The following is a 17,064-nucleotide window of genomic DNA, read 5'->3' as shown; positions in this document are numbered from 1 at the left end:
TCCCCGACCCCCGGGCACACCCGCCGCACCAGGCGCGTCCCCGGCGTCCCCGGTCACCACCGGAACGGGTCGGGACGAGACCCAGCGGATGTCACCCATGACGCAGCAGCACCCCACCACCCCCTCCGTCGAGCACGAGACCGCAGCCCCGGCCGCAGCCGTCGCCACGACCGCAGCGGCCGCATCCGGGACCGCCCCCGGGACGGCGCCCGCCCTGCTGGACAGCCTCCCGGTGATCGACCTCTCGCTCGCCGGTGGCAGCCCCGAGGACCGCACCCGGCTGCACGACGAGCTCCGCGCCGCCGCCACCGACGTCGGCTTCTTCCAGCTCGTCGGCCACGGCGTCCCCGCGGACGAGACGGCCGCCCTGACCGCCGCCATGCGGGCCTTCTTCGCCCTCCCCGAGGCCGACCGCCTCGCCGTCGCCAACCTCAACTCCCCGCACTACCGCGGCTACACCCGGACCGGCGACGAGCGCACCGGCGGCAGCCAGGACTGGCGCGACCAGCTCGACATCGGCGCCGAACTGCCCCCGCACGTCCCCGCCCCGGGCGAGCCCTCCTACTGGTGGCTGGAGGGCCCCAACCAGTGGCCCGAGGCGCTCCCGGAGCTGCGGACCGCCGCCCTCGGCTGGATCGACCGGCTCGGTGACGTCGCCCGCCGACTGCTGCACGAACTGCTCGCCGCGATCGGCGCCCGCCCCGACTTCTACGAGCACGCCTTCGCCGGTCACCCGCACCTGCGGCTGAAGCTGGTCCGCTACCCGGGCACCGCCCCCGACGGCGCCGGCCAGGGCGTCGGCGCGCACAAGGACTACGGCTTCATCACCCTCCTCCTCCAGGACACCGTCGGCGGTCTCCAGGTGGAGCGCTCGGACGGCAGCTTCCTGGAGGTCCCGCCGATGGAGGGCGCCTTCGTGGTCAACCTCGGCGAGCTGCTGGAGGTCGCCACCGACGGCTACCTCAAGGCCACCAGCCACCGCGTGGTCAGCCCGGCCGGCGCCCGGGAGCGCTTCTCCGTCCCCTTCTTCTACAACCCGCGGCTCGACGCCCACGTCGAACCGCTGGACTTCCCCCTCGCCCACCACGCCCCGGGCGCCACCCAGGACCCGGCCAACCCGCTCTACGCCGACTTCGGCTTCAACGAGTGGAAGGGATACACGAGGGCCCACCCCGAGGTCACCCGCCGCCACCACCCCGACCTCGTCGACACCGCCACCCGCTGACGCCGACGCGGTCGTCCGCCGTCGGCACCACCGCTGCCACGACCGCCGGGCCCGCGCTCCCCACGGAGCGCGGGCCCGGCGCCGTACCCGGACTCCCCGGGAGGCCGGGGCGGCGGGCGGCCGGGGCGGCGGGCGGCGGCAGTGGACCGGGTGGCACAGCAGTGTCACACTCGCGGTGTCACAGTGACGGTGCGGGATGCGGCGGGCGCGGAGCGGGAGGCGGGGGTGGAGGTGCGGCTGACGGTCGACGAGTTGGCGGCGCGGGCGGGGGTGACCGTCCGGACGGTGCGGTTCTACGGGACGAAGGGGCTGCTGCCGCCGCCGGTACTGGGGGCCCGGCGGGTCGGGTGGTACGGGGCGGAGCACCTGGACCGGCTGGGGCTGATCGAGGAGTTGCAGCGGCAGGGCCTGACCCTGGCCGCGATCGAGCGGTACCTGGGGCGGCTGCCGCACGACTCGACCCCGCTGGACCTGGCGATCCACCGGGCGCTGGTGGCGTCGTGGACGCCGGAGACGCCGGAGGAGGTGGGCCGGGTGCAGCTGGAGCGGCGGGCCGGGCGGGGACTGTCCGAGGAGCAGGTGGACCGGCTGGCCGCGATGGGGGCACTGGAGCGGACGGCGGACCCGGACGTGTTCCGGGTGGACCCGGGACTGCTGCCGCTGGGCGTGCGGATCCTGGACGTGCCGATCCCCCTGGAGACGCTGCAGGCCGCGCGCGCGGTGGTGCTGGAGCACAGCCGGGCGACGGCGCGGGAGTTGCAGCGGCTGTTCCGGGAGACGGTGTGGCGGCCGTACCGGGAGAGCGAGCCGGCGCCGGACGAGGTGGAGCGGATGAAGGCGCTCACGGGCCACATCCGGCCGATGGTGGCGCAGGCGCTGGTGACGGCGTTCCAGCGGTCGCTCCGGGAGGAACTGGGCGAGGCCGCGGAGGACGGGGCCTCGCCCGGTTGACGGTACGTCAGTCCCTGAAGGTGCGGCCTTCGGCGGCGATCCGCTCCAGCAGGGCCGGCGGCGCGAACCGCTCGCCGTACGCGGCGGCGAGTTCGCGGGCGCGGGCCGCGAAGCCGGCCGGCCCGCCCGGGTAGCCGTTGACGTACTGGAGGACGCCACCCGTCCAGGCCGGGAAGCCGATGCCGAGGATGGAACCGACGTTGGCGTCGGCGACGGAGGTGAGCACGCCCTCCTCCAGGCAGCGGACCGAGTCCAGCGCCTCGCTGAACAGCATCCGCTCCTTGAGGTCCTCGAAGGGGACCTCCACCGAGGCCCGGGTGAAGTGCTCGCGCAGACCCGGCCAGAGCCGGCCGCGCCTCCCGTCCTCGCCGTACTCGTAGAAGCCGGCGCCGCCGCTGCGGCCGGGGCGGCCGAACTCGTCGACCATCCGGTCCACCACCGCGTCGGCGGGGTGGGCGGTCCACTCACCGCCGGCCGCCTCGACGGACCGCCGGTACTCGTCACGGATCTTCCGCGGCAGGGTGAGGGTCAGCTCGTCGAGCAGTGACAGCACCTTGGCGGGGTAGCCGGCCTGGGCGGCGGCCTGTTCGACCGTGGCCGGGTCGACGCCCTCACCGACCATCGCCACGCCCTCGTTGAGGAACTGGCCGATCACCCGGGAGGTGAAGAAGCCGCGCGAGTCGTTGACCACGATCGGCGTCCGGTCGATCTGCCGGACCAGGTCGAAGGCGCGGGCCAGCGCCTCGTCCCCGGTCTGCGGGCCGCGGATGATCTCCACCAGCCGCATCCTGTCGACCGGCGAGAAGAAGTGCAGGCCGATGAAGTCGGCGGTGCGCTCGACGCCCTCGGCGAGCAGCCCGATCGGCAGCGTGGAGGTGTTGGAGCAGAGCAGCGCGTCCGGGGCGACGACGCCCTCGATCTCCTGGAACACCTTGTGCTTCAGCTCGGGGTTCTCGAAGACGGCCTCGATCACCGCGTCGCAGCCGGCCAGGTCGGCGGCCTCGGCGGTGGGCGTGATCCGGGCGAGCAGTTCGTCGCGCTGCGCCGCGGTGGTGCGACCGCGGGCCACCGCCTTCGCCAACAGGCCCTCGGAGTAGGCCTTGCCGCGCTCCGCGGCCTCGACGGTGACGTCCTTGAGCAGCACCTGGAGGCCGGCCTTGGCGCAGGCGTGGGCGATGCCTGCGCCCATCATGCCGGCGCCGAGGACGGCGACCTTGCGGACCGTCCGCTTCTCGAAGGAATCCGGCCGCCCGGCACCGGAGTTGACCGCCTGCATGTCGAAGAACAGGGCCTGGATCATGTTCTTGCTGGTCTGTCCGCAGGCCAGCTCGGTGAAGTAGCGGGCCTCGATGACCATGGCCGTGTCGAGGTCCACCTGGGCGCCCTCGACGGCGGCGGCGAGCACGTTGCGCGGCGCCGGGTAGGGGGCGCCGGCCAGCTGCTTGCGCAGGTTGGACGGGAACGCGGGCAGGTTGGCGGCGAGCGCCGGGGTGCTGGGCGTACCGCCGGGGATCCGGTACCCCTTGACGTCCCAGGGCTGGACGGCGGTCGGGTTCGCCTCGATCCAGGCGCGCGCCCGGGCGGTCAACTCCTCCGGGGTCTCCACGAGTTCGTGGACCAGCCCGTTGTCCAGCGCCTGCGCCGGCCGGTACTGGCGGCCCTGCAGCAGCACCTTGAGCAGCGCGTCGGTGATGCCGAACAGCCGTACCGTGCGGACGACTCCGCCACCGCCGGGCAGCAGGCCGAGGGTGACCTCGGGCAGGCCGATCCGGCTGGCGGGCGTGTTCAGGGCGATCCGGTGGTGACAGGCGAGGGCGAGTTCCAGGCCCCCGCCGAGCGCACTGCCGTTGATCGCGGCGACCACCGGCTTGCCCAGGGTCTCCAGGGCACGCAGGGCGCGTTTGATGCGCATCGACTTCTCGAAGACGGCGGCGGCGTCCTCGGGGCGGGCGACGGAGAGCAGCTTGAGGTCGCCGCCCGCGAAGAAGGTCTTCTTGGCGGAGGTGACGACGACGCCGCGCAGTTCCTCGCCGAGGCCGGCCAGCCGGGCGACGGTTGCCTCGAAGTCGGCCGTGAAGGCCTCGTTCATGGTGTTGACGGACTGGGTGGGGTCGTCGAGGACGAGGGTGACCACGCCGTCCTGGTCCTGCTCCCAGCGGATGGTGGTGTCAGACATGGGATCTACGTCTCCAGGAGGGGGGTCAGATGCGCTCGACGACGGTGGCGATGCCCATACCGCCGCCCACGCAGAGGGTGGCCAGGCCGTAGCGGAGGTCGCGCCGCTCCAGCTCGTCGATCAGGGTGCCGAGGATCATCGCGCCGGTGGCCCCGAGCGGGTGGCCGAGGGCGATCGCGCCGCCGTTGACGTTCACCTGCTCGGGCGAGAAGCCCATCTCGCGGATGAACCGCAGGGCGACGGCGGCGAAGGCCTCGTTGATCTCGACCAGGTCGATGTCGGCGGCGGTCAGTCCGGCCTTGGCGAGCGCCTTGCGGGTGGCGGGGGCCGGACCGGTGAGCATGATGGTCGGCTCGGAGCCGGAGACGGCGGCGGAGACGATCCGGGCGCGCGGGCGCAGCCCGTACCGCTCGCCGATCCCGCGGTTGCCGATGGCGACGAGGGCCGCGCCGTCCACGATGCCGGAGGAGTTGCCGGCGTGGTGGACGTGGTCGACGGCCTCCACCCAGTGGTACTTCTGCAGGGCGACGGCGTCGAAGCCGCCCGCCTCGCCGATGGTGGCGAAGGAGGGCTTGAGTCCGGCCAGCGTCTCGACGGTGGTGCCGGGGCGGATGAACTCGTCGCGTTCCAGGACGAGCAGGCCGTTGCGGTCGCGCACCGGGACGACCGAGCGGTCGAAGAGGCCGTCGGCCTGGGCCTTGGCCGCCCGGGCCTGGGACTCGGCGGCGAAGGCGTCGACGTCGGTGCGGGAGAGGCCCTCGATGGTGGCGATCAGGTCGGCGCCGACGCCCTGCGGGACGAAGTAACCCTCGTAGTTGGTCATCGGGTCCATCGCCCAGGCGCCGCCGTCGGAGCCCATCCTGACCCGGGACATCGACTCGACGCCGCCGGCCAGGACGAGGTCCTCCCATCCCGAACGGACCTTGGCGGCGGCCAGGTTGACGGCTTCGAGACCGGAGGCACAGAAGCGGTTCTCCTGGACGCCGGCCACGGTGTCGGGCAGGCCGGCCGCGATGGCGGCGATGCGGGCGATGTCGGAGCCCTGGTCGCCGATCGGGCTGACCACACCGAGCACGATGTCGTCGACCGCCGCCGGGTCCAGGTCGGGGAAGCGGCGGCGCAGTTCGTGGATCAGGCCGACGACGAGGTCGATCGGCTTGGTGCCGTGCAGCGAGCCGCCGGCCTTGCCCCGGCCGCGCGGGGTGCGGATCGCGTCGTAGACGTACGCTTCGGTGGTCACGGTGAGGAGCCTTTCAGACGCGGAGGGTTGCGCGGGTGTCCGGGCGGTCGGAAGCCGGTCGGAGCGAGGGGCGGACGGTCGGGCGGACGAGCGGACGAGCGGACGAGCGGACGGCCGGCGGTGGGGCGGGCGGGCGCGGTCAGCCGAGGAGGGAGCGGCCGACGATCTCCTTCATGATCTCGGTGGTCCCGCCGTAGATGGTCTGGATACGGCCGTCGGTGAACGCCCGGGCGACCGGGTACTCGGTCATGTACCCGTATCCGCCGTGGAGTTGGAGGCAGCGGTCGGCGGTCCGCTTCTGCAGTTCGGTCGCCCACCACTTGGCCATCGAGGCGTCGGCCGGGGTGAGCGCGTAGCGGTTGTGTTCGGTGATGCAGCGGTCGACGAAGGCCCGGGTGACCGCGCACTCGGTGGCCAGTTCGGCGATCTCGAAGCGGACGTGCTGGAGCTTGGCCAGCGGCCGGCCGAAGGCCTCGCGCCGCTTGACGTACTCCGTGGTGATCTCGACCAGGTACTCGGCGCCGGCGATCGCGGCGGCCGCGATGGTGAGCCGCTCCTGGGCGAGGTTCTGCATCAGGTGGACGAAGCCCCCGTTCAGCTCGCCGAGCAGGTTCCCCTTGGGGACGCGGACGTCCTGGAAGAACAACTCGGCGGTGTCCTGGGCCTTCTGGCCGATCTTGTCGAGGTTGCGACCGCGCTCGAAACCCGGCATCCCGCGCTCGACCACCAGCAGGCTGAGGCCGTGCGAGCCGCCCTCGGGGGTGGTGCGGGCGACCACGACCACCAGGTCGGCGAGGATGCCGTTGGAGATGAAGGTCTTGGCGCCGTTGAGCAGGTAGTGGTCGCCCTCGTCGACCGCCCGGGTGCGGATGCCCTGGAGGTCCGACCCGGTCCCGGGCTCGGTCATCGCGACGGCGGTGATCAGCTCACCGGTGCAGAAGCCGGGCAGCCAGCGGCGCTTCTGCTCCTCGGTGGCGAGCGAGGTGAGGTACGGGCCGATGATGTCGTTGTGCAGGCCGAGCGCCAGTCCGGAGGCGCCGGCCCGGGCGAACTCCTCGGCGAGCACGGCGGCGTAGCGGAAGTCGGTGGTGCCCCCGCCGCCGTACTCCGCGGGGACGGCGAGCCCGAGCAGGCCCTGGCGGCCGGCGGCCAGCCAGGCCGCGCGGTCGACGATGCCGGCCTTCTCCCAGCGGTCGTAGTGCGGCTGCACCTCCTTGGCGAGGAAGGACCGGACGGTCGCCCGGAAGTCCTCGTGCTCCTCGGTGAAGAGATCACGTTGCACGGTGGGCTCCTTGGGGGGAAGGGTCGAGGGGGTGGCGGCCGGGCGGGGGCCGGGGAAGCAACGGGCCGTCAGCCGGCGCCCGGGGGCCCGGCCGCCAGGGAGGGCACGCCCCAGTCGCGGGCGACCTCGGCGGTGTCGGCGCCCGGACGGGCGGGCGGGCGGCGCAGCGCCCCCGGGGTGGCGGAGAACCGCGGGGCGGGCGCGGGCTGGGTGACGCCGTCCACCTCGACGTAGGTGGAGCGGCTCACCAGGTGTGCGTGCGAGGCGGCCTGACGCATCGTCAGGACCGGTTCCACGCAGGCGTCGGAGCCGGTGAAGACGGCCTCCCACGCGGCCCGGGTGCGGCTCGCGAACCGGGTGGCGATGCGGGCCCGCAGCTCGGGCCAGCGGTCGGTCTCCCACTGGCCGGGCGCGTCCGGGCCGAGCTCCAGCAGTCGCGCGAACTCGGCGTAGAACTGCGGTTCCAGCGCACCGACCGCGAGGTGGCCGCCGTCGGCGGCCTGGTAGACGGCGTAGAACGGGGCGCCGCCGTCGAGCAGGTTGGTGCCCCGCCGGTCCTGCCACCGGCCGGCGGCGAGCAGGCCCTGAAGGACGGCGGTGAGGTGGGCGGCTCCGTCGACGATCGCGGCGTCGACGACCTGGCCGGCGCCGGTCGCCCGGGCGTGGTGGAGCGCGGCGAGCAGGCCGACGACCAGGTAGAGCGAGCCGCCGGCGTAGTCGCCGAGGAGGTTGGCGGGGACGGCGGGCGGCTCGTCCGCGCCGCCGCCCGCCCGGCCGACCAGGCCGAGCACCCCGGCCACCGCGGTGTACCCGATGTCGTGGCCGGCCCGGGCGGCCAGCGGCCCCTGCTGCCCCCAGCCGGTCATCCGGCCGTACACCAGCGCCGGGTTGCGGGCGTGGCAGTCCTCGGGCCCGACGCCGAGGCGTTCGGCGACGCCGGGGCGGTAGCCCTCGATCAGCAGGTCGGCCCGGGCGGCCAGGTCGAGCACCCGCGCGGGCCCGTCGGCGGACTTGAGGTCGACCACCACCGAGCGCTTGTTGCGGTTGGCGACGTCGTACGCCGGCTCGATGCCGAGCGGCGAGGGCTCCGGGCGGTCCACCCGGACCACGTCGGCGCCGAGATCGCCCAGCAGCATGGCGGCGAAGGGGCCGGGGCCGATCCCCGCGAGTTCGACCACGCGGACCCCGGCCAGCGGGCCGCCGTTCCCACGCACACCACCGTCACGCACGGGCGCCCCTGCCCCTCCGAGGTCTGACAGTAAAGCTGTCACACCCGCGATGATAGGGAAGCGACCCGTCGGTAACAAGACCTTCGGACCCGCCCCGCCCGGTGCCGCACGCCGGTCGCACCGGAGCCGGCCCGGGGCCGCCCCGCACCTCCCGCTCCTCCCCCGGAACCGCGCCCTCCCCGCCGGATCCCCCTGGCGGGGGAGGCGGATCCCGTTCACGGAGGACGCGCCGGCGGTCCCCCGCGCGGGAGCGTGGCCGCATGACCTCGACGACCGCGCTCCGTCCGGCCCCGGCCCCCGCCGCGCCGCCCGTCGGCCGGGTACGCGCCGCGGCGGCCGTGGTGGCCGTCGCCGCGACCCTGCCGTACCTCGCCCTCAAACTGCTCTGGCTCACCGGCCACCCGGTCGGGGCCGGTGACGCCGACGCCATGGACGACCTGTGGCTGGTCAACCTGCTCACCTTCGGCATGGACGCGATCGCCGTGGTGCTCGCGCTGTCCTTCGTCCGGCCGTGGGGCCTGCGGGCCCCGGCCGGGCTGCTGGCCTTCCCGATGTGGGTGGCCACCGGGCTGCTCGGCACGATCCTGGTGGCGCTGCCGCTCTTCCTGCTCACCACCGTGGTGTTCGGCCCCGAGGAGCCCGCCGCCGGTGCCGACGACGGGCCGAGCGGCTGGATCTTCCCCGTGGTGTACGGCGGGTTCGCCGTCCAGGGCCTGGCCCTGATCACCGGGTTCCTGCTGTACGCGCGGCAGCGCTGGGCCGGACTGCTGCACGACCGGATCGGCGACCTGCCCCGCTCCCCCACCCTCACCGTCCAGCGGACGTTCGCCTGCGTGGCCGCGCCGCTCGCCGCCGGGGTGGCCTCGGCCCGCCTCTACTGGGCCTTCGGCGGGCACGCCGGGCTGCCGCTGGAGTGGCGGGAGCAGCACAGCCGGGGCGTCGCGGTGATGGACGGGGTGACCGCCGCGGCGGCCGTAGCGGCGGCGGTCGCGCTACTCCTCCTGGTGTTCCGGATCCGGCCCGGGTGGCGGCTGCGGGTGCCACTGGCGGTGGCCTGGACGGCGGCCGGGTCGGTCTTCGGCTGGGGGTCGTGGCAGCTGGTGGCGTTCGGAACGACCACCGAGGTGGCCGGGCTCGGCCGGGCCGTGCCCGGGCTGCTCCCGCTGGTGGAGTCGGCGCAGGTGGTGACCGGCCTGCTGGTGCTGACGGTCGGCGCGATCGCCCTGGTCGAACGCGCGGCGGCGCTCCGGGGGACCGCCCGGAAGGCGCCGGACCTCGGCCGCTCCCGTACTGCTGACGTAGAGTCTGCGCAGTGATCACGGGGGCGAGCACGGGGACGGGCGCGGAGGCGGGCGCGGGGAGGCGACCGGGGACGGGCGCCGGCAGGGGCGCGGCGGTACGGCGGGCGGCGGGTGCGCTGTTCGGGCGGCGGGCCCGACTGCGCTGGGTGCACCTGGTCCTGGGCGGCGCGCTGCTGATGCCGTACTGGATGCTCTCGGCCGTCGTCCTGGGCAGCCTCGACCAGCGCAACGGCCCGCTGCGCCAGCTCCTGCTCCACTTCGCCGCCCTGGGCCTGTCGCTCCCGATGGCCGCCGTCACCGCGCTGGTGCCGATCGCCCGGGCCCTGGAGGGCGCCGCCGCGCGGGCGCTCTGCACGCCGGCCCGCCCGGACGAGGTGGTCACCGGCCCGGCCCGGTCCTGGGCGGCCCGGCGGCGGACCGCCGCCTGGTACGTCCTGCACGTGCTGTTCGGCGGCGTCGTCAGCGGCATGACGCTGGCCGGGACACCGTTCGCGATGGTGCTGCTGTTCTCCCCCACCGGGCTGGAGGAGCTGGTCCGGTTCTGGGAGGACCGCGGCTTCCCCGGCTGGCTGCCCGGCCCGCTGACGGGCCTCGCGCTGCTCGCCCTGATCGTCTCCACCAGCGCGGGCCTCGGCGCGCTGCTCGCCCGCTGGGCGCCCGTCCTGCTCGGCCCGACCCCGGACGAACGCGTGGCCGCCGCCGAACGGCGCGCCACCGTCCTCGCCCAGCGCAACCGGCTGGCCCGCGAGCTGCACGACTCGGTCGGGCACGCGCTCAGCGCTGTGGGCATCCAGGCCTCGGCCGCCGCCCGGGTCCTGCGGACCGACCCGGACTTCGCCGCCGAGGCGCTGGCGGCCATCGAGGAGACCGCGCGCGGCGCGGTCGCCGAACTGGACGCCGTCCTGGGCCTGCTGCGGGAGGAGGACCGTGCGGAGGCCGGGCCCGCCGGGCCCACGCTCGCCGGGCTGGACGACCTGCTTCGCCAGCTGGCCCGCACCGGGCTGACGGTCGACGCCGAGCTGTCCCCCGGCCTGGACCGGCTGCCGGCCGCGTTCTCCCGCGAGGCGTACCGGATCGTCCAGGAGGGCCTCACCAACGTGCTCCGGCACGCCGGCCCCGCGCCCGCACGGCTGCGGGTCGGACCGGTCGGCGGGCGGCTGGAGATCGAACTGACCAACCCGGTCGGCCCGGCCCGGCCCGGCCGCCCCGGCGGCGGGCGCGGGCTGCGCGGGATCGGCGAGCGGGCGGCGGCGCTGCGCGGCGGCTGCGAGGCCGGGCCGGCGGACGACGGGACGACGTGGCGGCTGGCCGTCTGGCTGCCGGCAGGAGGAGAGCGATGAACGTTGCGAGCACCGGAGGTGCCGTGAACACCGCAGTCACCGCAGTCACCGGGGGCGCCGGGGGCGCCGGGGGCGCCGGGGGCGCCGGCGATCCGGCGGGCGGCACCGTCCGGGTGGTGATCGCCGACGACGAGCGGCTGGTCCGGACGGGCCTGCGGGTGGTGATCGACGCCGAACCGGACCTCACCGTGGTCGGCGAGGCCGCCGACGGCGCCGAGGTCGTGCCGCTGGTGCGCCGGCTGCGCCCGGACGTGGTGCTGATGGACGTCCGGATGCCCGGCATCGACGGCATCCGGGCCACCGAGCAGCTGGTCGGCGGCATGGCCGACCCGCCCAGGATCCTGGTCGTCACCACCTTCGAACACGACGACCACGTCTACGACGCGCTGCGGGCGGGCGCCGCCGGGTTCCTGCTGAAGCGGGCCCGCGCGGAGGAGATGGTGCAGGCGGTGCGACTGATCGCGCGCGGCGACTCACTGCTCTTCCCGGCAGCCGTTCGCGAGCTGGCCCTCCGGTACGGCTCGGCCGACAAACCCACGGAGCGGGACCGCGGACCGATCGGGCGGCTCACCGAGCGGGAGGGCCAGGTGCTGCGGCTGATGGCGGCCGGGCTCAACAACGGCGAGATCGCCGCGAAACTCGTCGTCAGCCAGGAGACGGTCAAGACACACGTCGGCAGCGTGCTCGCCAAGCTGGGCGCCCGGGACCGCACCCAGGCGGTGATCGCGGCGTACGAGTCGGGCTTCGTCCTGCCGGGCTGAACCGCCAGGCCGGGGCCGCCGCGGTGCGGGCGCGCGGGTGGACGGACGGGCGCGCGGGCGGGACGGACGGGGGCGCGGGACGTTTCTTCCACCCCGGGCCTACCGGCGGGTAGAGTGCGACCTTCCCCTCCCGACCGTCCGATACCTCCCGTATCGCCTGAAACGAACTGGTGACCGTATGTCAGTCCGGACCAGCCCGGCGCTCTGGTGGCGCCTCGGCATCGTGCTCTCGGCGGGCCTCGGCCTGACCCTCCAGACCGCGCCGCTGGTGTACTTCACCATCCAGAGCAACGTGATCGTGCTCGGCTACTTCATCGGCGCCGTCTACTGGATGGTCAAGCGCGGCACCGTCGACGCCCCCGCACCCCGGCTGCGCGGCGCCGCCACGCTGTACATCCTGATCACCGGCCTGGTCTCGCACGTCCTGCTGGAGCACGGCGCCAACCCGCTGCCCGGGCTCTTCGACGGGCCGGACAAGCTCCAGCACTGGTCGTCGTTCTTCCTGCACTACGTCACGCCGGTGCTGGTCATCGCCGACTGGCTGGTGCTCCGGCCGCGCAACGCCTCCTCCTGGCGGGACATCCCGCTCTGGCTGGCGTTCCCGCTCGGCTACGCGGGGATCGTGCTGGCCCGCAACGCGCTGTTCTCCAACTACCCGATGCCGTACCCCTACTTCTTCTTCGACCCGACGACCGAGGGGTACGGCTACGTCTGGGGTCAGATCGCGCTGCTGACGGTCGAGTTCGTCGTCCTGGGTGCCGTCGTGGTGGGGCTGGACCGGCTGGGCACCCTGGTCGCCGGCAAGCTCCGCCGGACCGCCCTCCCTTCCGAGGCCTGACCGCGCCGCTCCCCCGCCCCCACACCCGTCCCGTCCTCGCGGCGGCCGGCCCGGACCCCGCTCAGATCCTCCAGGAGCGGACCCGGTCGGCCGCCGCGAACACGTCCGCCCGCCCCTCGCCGATGTCCCGCGCCAGCTCCACCAGCGCGCCGTACGGCGGGTCGATGCCCTCCCCGGCCGCGTGCATGTACGCGGCCGTGGTCATGCAGGCGTAGAGGTTGTTGCGCACCGGCAGCGGCCTCAGCAGCACGATGGTGTGCATCAACGTGGCCGCGCACCAGGCCGGATCGGCGTCGTGGCCGAGCTGCGCGGTGTTCACCCGGTGCCGCGCGACGGCCGCCTGCAGCGCCGAGTAGTCGCGCACGCTCAGGTCCTCGGGCGAGGCCTGCTCCTGGATGTCGAGCAGCCAGCGCAGATCGACGCGCAGCAGCATCATCGCGGCACCCTTCCCGCCCCGCCCGTCCCGGCCGCCCGGCCCGCGCCCCTACGCACGCTCACGCCGCCGGCGCGTCCTCCGGGAACGCCTCGTCGAACTCCTCCCGGTGCGCGTTCCAGAACGCCACCGCGTGGTCGACGAACACCCGCCGCTGCTGCTCCCGCACGCTGAGGTCGTGCACGTACGCCTTGACGCTCTTCCCGTCGGCGGCCGCCGCCTCGCGGATGGCGGCGAGCTCGTGCTCCGTGTACTCGATGTTGAGCGCTGGCATGGCGCCGATGGTACTGGAGCGTACGGGAGTTGGGTACCGGACCGGCACCGCGTGGACGGCACCGGGGCCGCGGTGGCCGGCAGCCCCGCCGACCGACGGGCGGGCCTCGTCCGCGGGATTCACGGCCGTACGCCTCCGGGCGGAGGCGGGGCGGAGGCGGTGTACCTCTGGGGTCCCGGTGGGGACCGCCCTGCGGGTGGACGTGCGGACGTGCGCCGGATCCGTACCGTCGGTCGTGGGCGGCGGAGGGCTTCCGCGGGGGAGGCCCGGACATGGGGGCGGGGTCCGGTCCGGGTTTCAGGGGTGGCGGGTTCGGCGACGCCGCACGGGCGGCGGGGGTCGCGGCGACGGCGCCGGCCTCGGGCGCGGGCCTCGGGCGCGGGCGCGGGCGGAGGAACCGGACGGCCGCCGCGACTCGGCGCTCACCGAGGCCCGGCGGATCCTCGCCGGTCCGGCCGGGTAGCACCGCACCCACCGCCGCAGCCCACCCGCACCGGCACACACCACAGCCCGCTGCACGCAGCACGAACGCCTGCGGGCCCTCGGCGGCGGAGGCCACGGCACGCAGGACCCGGCACGACAGAGGCACCACCCGAGCAACCGGAGACGGACGATGAGGCACAGGAACACCCCGGCCAGGACGACCGAGCGGCGCACCCGGCCCCGCGCCGCGGCCAGGACGGCGGGAGTCGCGGCAGTGGCCCTCGCGGTGACCGCGGGGGCGGTCGGTGCGGCCCGGGCCGCACCCGCCGCGGCGGACGACGCGAGGCGGCCGGGCGTCGGCCGGCTGGCGGGCGCCTGGCAGGTGGACGGCTACGGGACGATCGTCGAGTTCACCGGAACCGCGCTCACCACCTACGACGTGACCCGGATCAGTTGCACCCCCGGCCGGGTGAGGGCCGAGCAGGTCGGCCCCCCGGGGCCCGGCGGGGCCGTCAGGTTCGGCTCGCCCGGCAAGGCCTACGGCGAGCTGACGGTCACCCCCGACGGCCGCAACCGGGCCGTGTACAAGGACGACGGGGCCAGCGCGACCAAGGACCTGGCCCGGCTGCCGGGCGGCCTGCCGGCGCTCTGCCGCCGGCCTGCGCCGCAGGACCCTTTCTCGGCCTTCGACCGGTTCTGGGCGACCTTCGAGGAGAACTACCCGTTCTTCGCCGCCAAGGGCATCGACTGGCACGCCGTCGGAGCCACCCAGCGGGCACGGATCACCGCGCAGACCACCGACGACGATCTCCAGCAGATCTTCGTCGACATGCTCCGGCCGCTCGGGGACGCCCACACCGCGCTGGCCCGCAAGCGGGCCGACGGGGGGCTCGGTGCCGTCTTCGCCGGTCAGCGGCCGGGCACCCGGGAGCCCACCGACGAGGTGCAGGAACTGGCGGCGAAGGCCGTCGCCGCCCAACTGATCGCCCCGGAGCGGACGTTCGGCCGGGGAGCGCTGGGCGTCGGCGAGCTGCCCGGCGGGATCGGCTACCTGCGGGTGAGCGCCTTCGACGGGTACGTCGACGACGGCGGGTACCCGGCCCACGCCGCCGAGCTGGACCGGGCCCTGGACACGCTCCTGGCCCGCCCCGGGCAGCTGCACGGTCTGGTGATCGACCTCCGGCTGAACGGTGGCGGGTCGGACGAACTCGGGCTGCGGATCGCCGCCCGGCTGACCGACCGGCCGTACCTCGCCTACCGCAAGGTCGCCCGGAACGACCCGGCCGACCCGACCCGCTTCACCGCCCCGCAGCACGTCCCGGTCCGGCCGGCCGCCGCGACGCGGTTCACCGGCCCGGTGGCCCTGCTCACCGCCGGTTCGACGGTGAGCGCGGGCGAGACGTTCACCCAGGCGCTGATGGAACGGCGCCCGGCGGCGGTCCGGATCGGCGAGAACACCCAGGGCGTCTTCTCCGACATCATGTTCAAGCCCGTCTCGGACGCGTTCACGGCCGTCCTGCCGAACGAGAAGTTCCTCACCCGTGCCGGCACCACCTTCGACGGCCCGGGCATCCCGCCGGACATCGCGACCCCGGTCTTCACCGACGAGGAGCTGAGCCTGGGACGGGACTCCGCCCTGACCACCGCCCGACGCGTCCTCGGCGGCGCTCCCCGCGCGGAGTAGGGGGTGGACCCGCCACCCTGCGGGTCCACCACCCCGGCCCCCGGCACACCGGTGTCTCGGCCCGGGCGCCGACCCGCGCCGACCGGGCCGACCGGGCCGAGACACCGATCGTCACATCGGCTCCACCCTCCTCAGCTCGCCGTCCAGCTCCAGCCAGCGGGTGATCCCGAGGCCGCGCAGGAACGGCAGGTCGTGGCTGGCCACGACCAGGGCGCCCCGGTAGGCGGCGAGCGCCTGGGTGAGCTGGCGGACACTGGCCAGGTCGAGGTTGTTGGTCGGCTCGTCGAGCAGCAGCAGCTGCGGCGGCGGGTCGGCCAGCAGCAGCGCCGCCAGCGTCGCGCGGAACCGCTCGCCGCCGGAGAGCGTGGCGGCGAGCTGGTCGGCCCGGCCGCCGCGGAACAGGAAGCGGGCGAGCCGGGCCCTGATCGCGTTGTCCCCGGCACCGGGCGCGAACAGCTTGACGTTCCCCGCGACCGTCAGGCCGTCGTCCAGCAGGTCGAGCCGCTGCGGGAGGTGGCGCAGCGGCACCGGTGTGGTCACCTCGCCCTGCAGCGGGGCGAGTTCACCGGCGATGGTGCGCAGCAGGGTGGTCTTGCCGGATCCGTTGCGGCCGACCAGGGCGATCCGCTCCGGTCCGCGCAGGTCGAGGTCGGCGGTGGCGCCGTAGGGCAGTCGGACCTTGTCCAGGGTAAGGACGGTGCGGCCCGCCGGAACGGCGGTACGGGGCAGGTCGATCCGGATCTCGGCGTCGTCCCGGACCGCCTCCTCGGCGGTGGTGAGCCGGCGCCTCGCCTCCTCCAGTCGCTCGGTGTGCATGCCCTGGAGGCGGCCGGCGGTCTCCTGGCCCTGGCGCTTGAGCTTCCCGGCGAAGATGTGCGGATCGTTGCGGGTGACCGAGCGCTTCCTGCCGTAGCTCGCGCTGCGATCGAGCTTGGTCCGTGCCTCGGTGAGGTCCCGCTTCTGGCGCTCGACATCGGCCTCGGCGCTGCGCAGGAGCCGCTCGGCCGTCTCCTGCTGGGCGGCGACGGTGCGCTCGTACTCGGCGAAGTTGCCGCCGTACCACGAGACCTGCCCGTCCCTCAGTTCGGCGATCTGGTCGACGTGTTGGAGCAGCTCGCGGTCGTGGCTGACGATCACCATCATGCCGCCCCAGCCGGCCACCGTCTCGTAGAGCCGCTCGCGGGCGGCCCGGTCGAGGTTGTTGGTCGGCTCGTCGAGCAGCAGGACGTCGGGGCGGCGCAGCAGCAGGGCGGCGAGGCGCATCAGCACCGCTTCCCCGCCGGAGAGTTCGCCGGTGGTGCGGTCCAGGTCGAGCCGGTGCAGGCCGAGCCGGTCGAGGAGGGCGCGGGCGCGCTCCTCGACGTCCCAGTCGTCGCCGACCGCGTCGAAGTGGCGCTGGTCGGTGGAGCCGGCCTCGACGGCGTGCAGGGCCTCGCGGACGGCCCGGACGCCGAGCGCCTCGTCGACCCGCAGGGCGGTGTCCAGGGTGAGGCCCTGCGGCAGGTAGCCGATCTCCCCGGCCACCTTGACGGTGCCGGAGGCGGGGGTGAGTTCACCGGCCAGCAGCCGCAGCAGGGTGGACTTCCCGGCGCCGTTGAGCCCGATCAGTCCGGTGCGCCCGGGGCCGACCGCGAGGTGGAAGCCGTCGAGGACGGGCCTGCCGTCCGGCCACTCGAAGGAGAGGTCGGTGCAGAGGAGCGAGGTGGTGGGTTGTGCCATGGAAGCCTCCCGGGCATTGCCGGACGTGGCCGGTCACCGGCCGTGGTCGTGGAGCGGCCCGACGGCCGTCCGGCGGGGACGCGGCCGTGGAACGGCGGCGTCGCGGAACGGCGGTGCGGTCGCGGGGCGACTCGGGGTCGCAGGGCAACACGGGAGACACCGCGGGGGGAGGCGGAGGCCGGAAGGGG

General features: G+C 74.8%; 14 protein-coding genes. 7 read left to right on the top strand and 7 right to left on the bottom strand.

Annotated features, from left to right (window positions below; translation table 11 throughout):
* The first annotated feature begins 214 nt into the window (after window positions 1-214).
* Window positions 215-1,225 carry a 2-oxoglutarate and iron-dependent oxygenase domain-containing protein gene (locus tag ABZY91_RS12285; protein ID WP_355401906.1) on the top strand — a complete coding sequence of 337 codons (1,011 nt, stop codon included), beginning with the start codon at window positions 215-217 and terminating at the stop codon, window positions 1,223-1,225.
* Window positions 1,226-1,408: 183 nt separating this feature from the next.
* On the top strand, window positions 1,409-2,176 hold the full coding sequence (locus tag ABZY91_RS12280; RefSeq protein WP_355401830.1) for a MerR family transcriptional regulator: 768 nt from the start codon (window positions 1,409-1,411) through the stop codon (window positions 2,174-2,176).
* Between the two features lie 7 nt (window positions 2,177-2,183).
* On the opposite strand, the gene ABZY91_RS12275 is transcribed toward ABZY91_RS12280, so the two are convergent.
* The 4 genes from ABZY91_RS12275 to ABZY91_RS12260 form a co-directional block, all read right to left on the bottom strand.
* Window positions 2,184-4,352, bottom strand: a complete 2,169-nt coding sequence (locus ABZY91_RS12275; RefSeq protein ID WP_355401828.1) for a 3-hydroxyacyl-CoA dehydrogenase NAD-binding domain-containing protein — start codon at window positions 4,350-4,352, stop codon at window positions 2,184-2,186.
* A gap of 25 nt (window positions 4,353-4,377) precedes the next feature.
* Window positions 4,378-5,592: an acetyl-CoA C-acetyltransferase gene (locus ABZY91_RS12270; RefSeq protein WP_329879370.1), complete on the bottom strand. Its 1,215-nt coding sequence runs from the start codon at window positions 5,590-5,592 to the stop codon at window positions 4,378-4,380.
* 139 nt (window positions 5,593-5,731) lie between these two features.
* Complete coding sequence (locus ABZY91_RS12265; RefSeq protein WP_355401826.1) at window positions 5,732-6,874, bottom strand: acyl-CoA dehydrogenase family protein; 1,143 nt, start codon at window positions 6,872-6,874, stop codon at window positions 5,732-5,734.
* A gap of 68 nt (window positions 6,875-6,942) precedes the next feature.
* Window positions 6,943-8,103, bottom strand: coding sequence for a CaiB/BaiF CoA-transferase family protein (locus ABZY91_RS12260; protein WP_355401824.1), 1,161 nt, complete (start codon window positions 8,101-8,103; stop codon window positions 6,943-6,945).
* 260 nt (window positions 8,104-8,363) lie between these two features.
* Here ABZY91_RS12260 and ABZY91_RS12255 point away from each other — a divergent pair, with 260 nt between their 5' ends.
* From ABZY91_RS12255 to ABZY91_RS12240, 4 genes are all read left to right on the top strand, one after another.
* Window positions 8,364-9,419 (top strand): hypothetical protein, encoded by a 1,056-nt coding sequence (locus ABZY91_RS12255; RefSeq protein ID WP_355401822.1) that lies wholly within the window; start codon window positions 8,364-8,366, stop codon window positions 9,417-9,419.
* Window positions 9,416-10,744, top strand: coding sequence for a histidine kinase (locus tag ABZY91_RS12250; RefSeq protein ID WP_355401820.1), 1,329 nt, complete (start codon window positions 9,416-9,418; stop codon window positions 10,742-10,744). Before ABZY91_RS12255 ends, ABZY91_RS12250 begins: the two co-directional genes overlap by 4 nt.
* A complete protein-coding gene (locus tag ABZY91_RS12245; protein WP_355401818.1) occupies window positions 10,741-11,505 on the top strand; it encodes a response regulator transcription factor in 765 nt (254 codons plus the stop codon). Before ABZY91_RS12250 ends, ABZY91_RS12245 begins: the two co-directional genes overlap by 4 nt.
* 178 nt (window positions 11,506-11,683) lie before the next feature.
* Window positions 11,684-12,343: a Pr6Pr family membrane protein gene (locus tag ABZY91_RS12240; RefSeq protein ID WP_329879376.1), complete on the top strand. Its 660-nt coding sequence runs from the start codon at window positions 11,684-11,686 to the stop codon at window positions 12,341-12,343.
* Between the two features lie 61 nt (window positions 12,344-12,404).
* Here the strand turns inward: ABZY91_RS12240 and ABZY91_RS12235 are convergent, their stop codons facing one another.
* Window positions 12,405-12,776: a toxin Doc gene (locus ABZY91_RS12235; protein WP_329948123.1), complete on the bottom strand. Its 372-nt coding sequence runs from the start codon at window positions 12,774-12,776 to the stop codon at window positions 12,405-12,407.
* Between the two features lie 61 nt (window positions 12,777-12,837).
* Window positions 12,838-13,050 (bottom strand): hypothetical protein, encoded by a 213-nt coding sequence (locus ABZY91_RS12230; RefSeq protein ID WP_329879377.1) that lies wholly within the window; start codon window positions 13,048-13,050, stop codon window positions 12,838-12,840.
* A 613-nt stretch (window positions 13,051-13,663) separates the two neighbouring features.
* Between ABZY91_RS12230 and ABZY91_RS12225 the strand changes: the two genes are divergently transcribed.
* Window positions 13,664-15,157, top strand: coding sequence for a S41 family peptidase (locus ABZY91_RS12225; RefSeq protein ID WP_355401816.1), 1,494 nt, complete (start codon window positions 13,664-13,666; stop codon window positions 15,155-15,157).
* A gap of 111 nt (window positions 15,158-15,268) precedes the next feature.
* Here ABZY91_RS12225 and ABZY91_RS12220 read toward each other — a convergent pair whose 3' ends face one another.
* Window positions 15,269-16,876 carry an ABC-F family ATP-binding cassette domain-containing protein gene (locus ABZY91_RS12220; protein WP_355401814.1) on the bottom strand — a complete coding sequence of 536 codons (1,608 nt, stop codon included), beginning with the start codon at window positions 16,874-16,876 and terminating at the stop codon, window positions 15,269-15,271.
* Window positions 16,877-17,064 lie beyond the last annotated feature (188 nt).

It is taken from the genome of Kitasatospora sp. NPDC002965 (assembly GCF_040611255.1).
Taxonomy (GTDB): domain Bacteria; phylum Actinomycetota; class Actinomycetes; order Streptomycetales; family Streptomycetaceae; genus Kitasatospora.
Note: the sequence above shows the minus strand (reverse complement) of the source record. Positions and strands in the feature narration are given on the sequence as shown.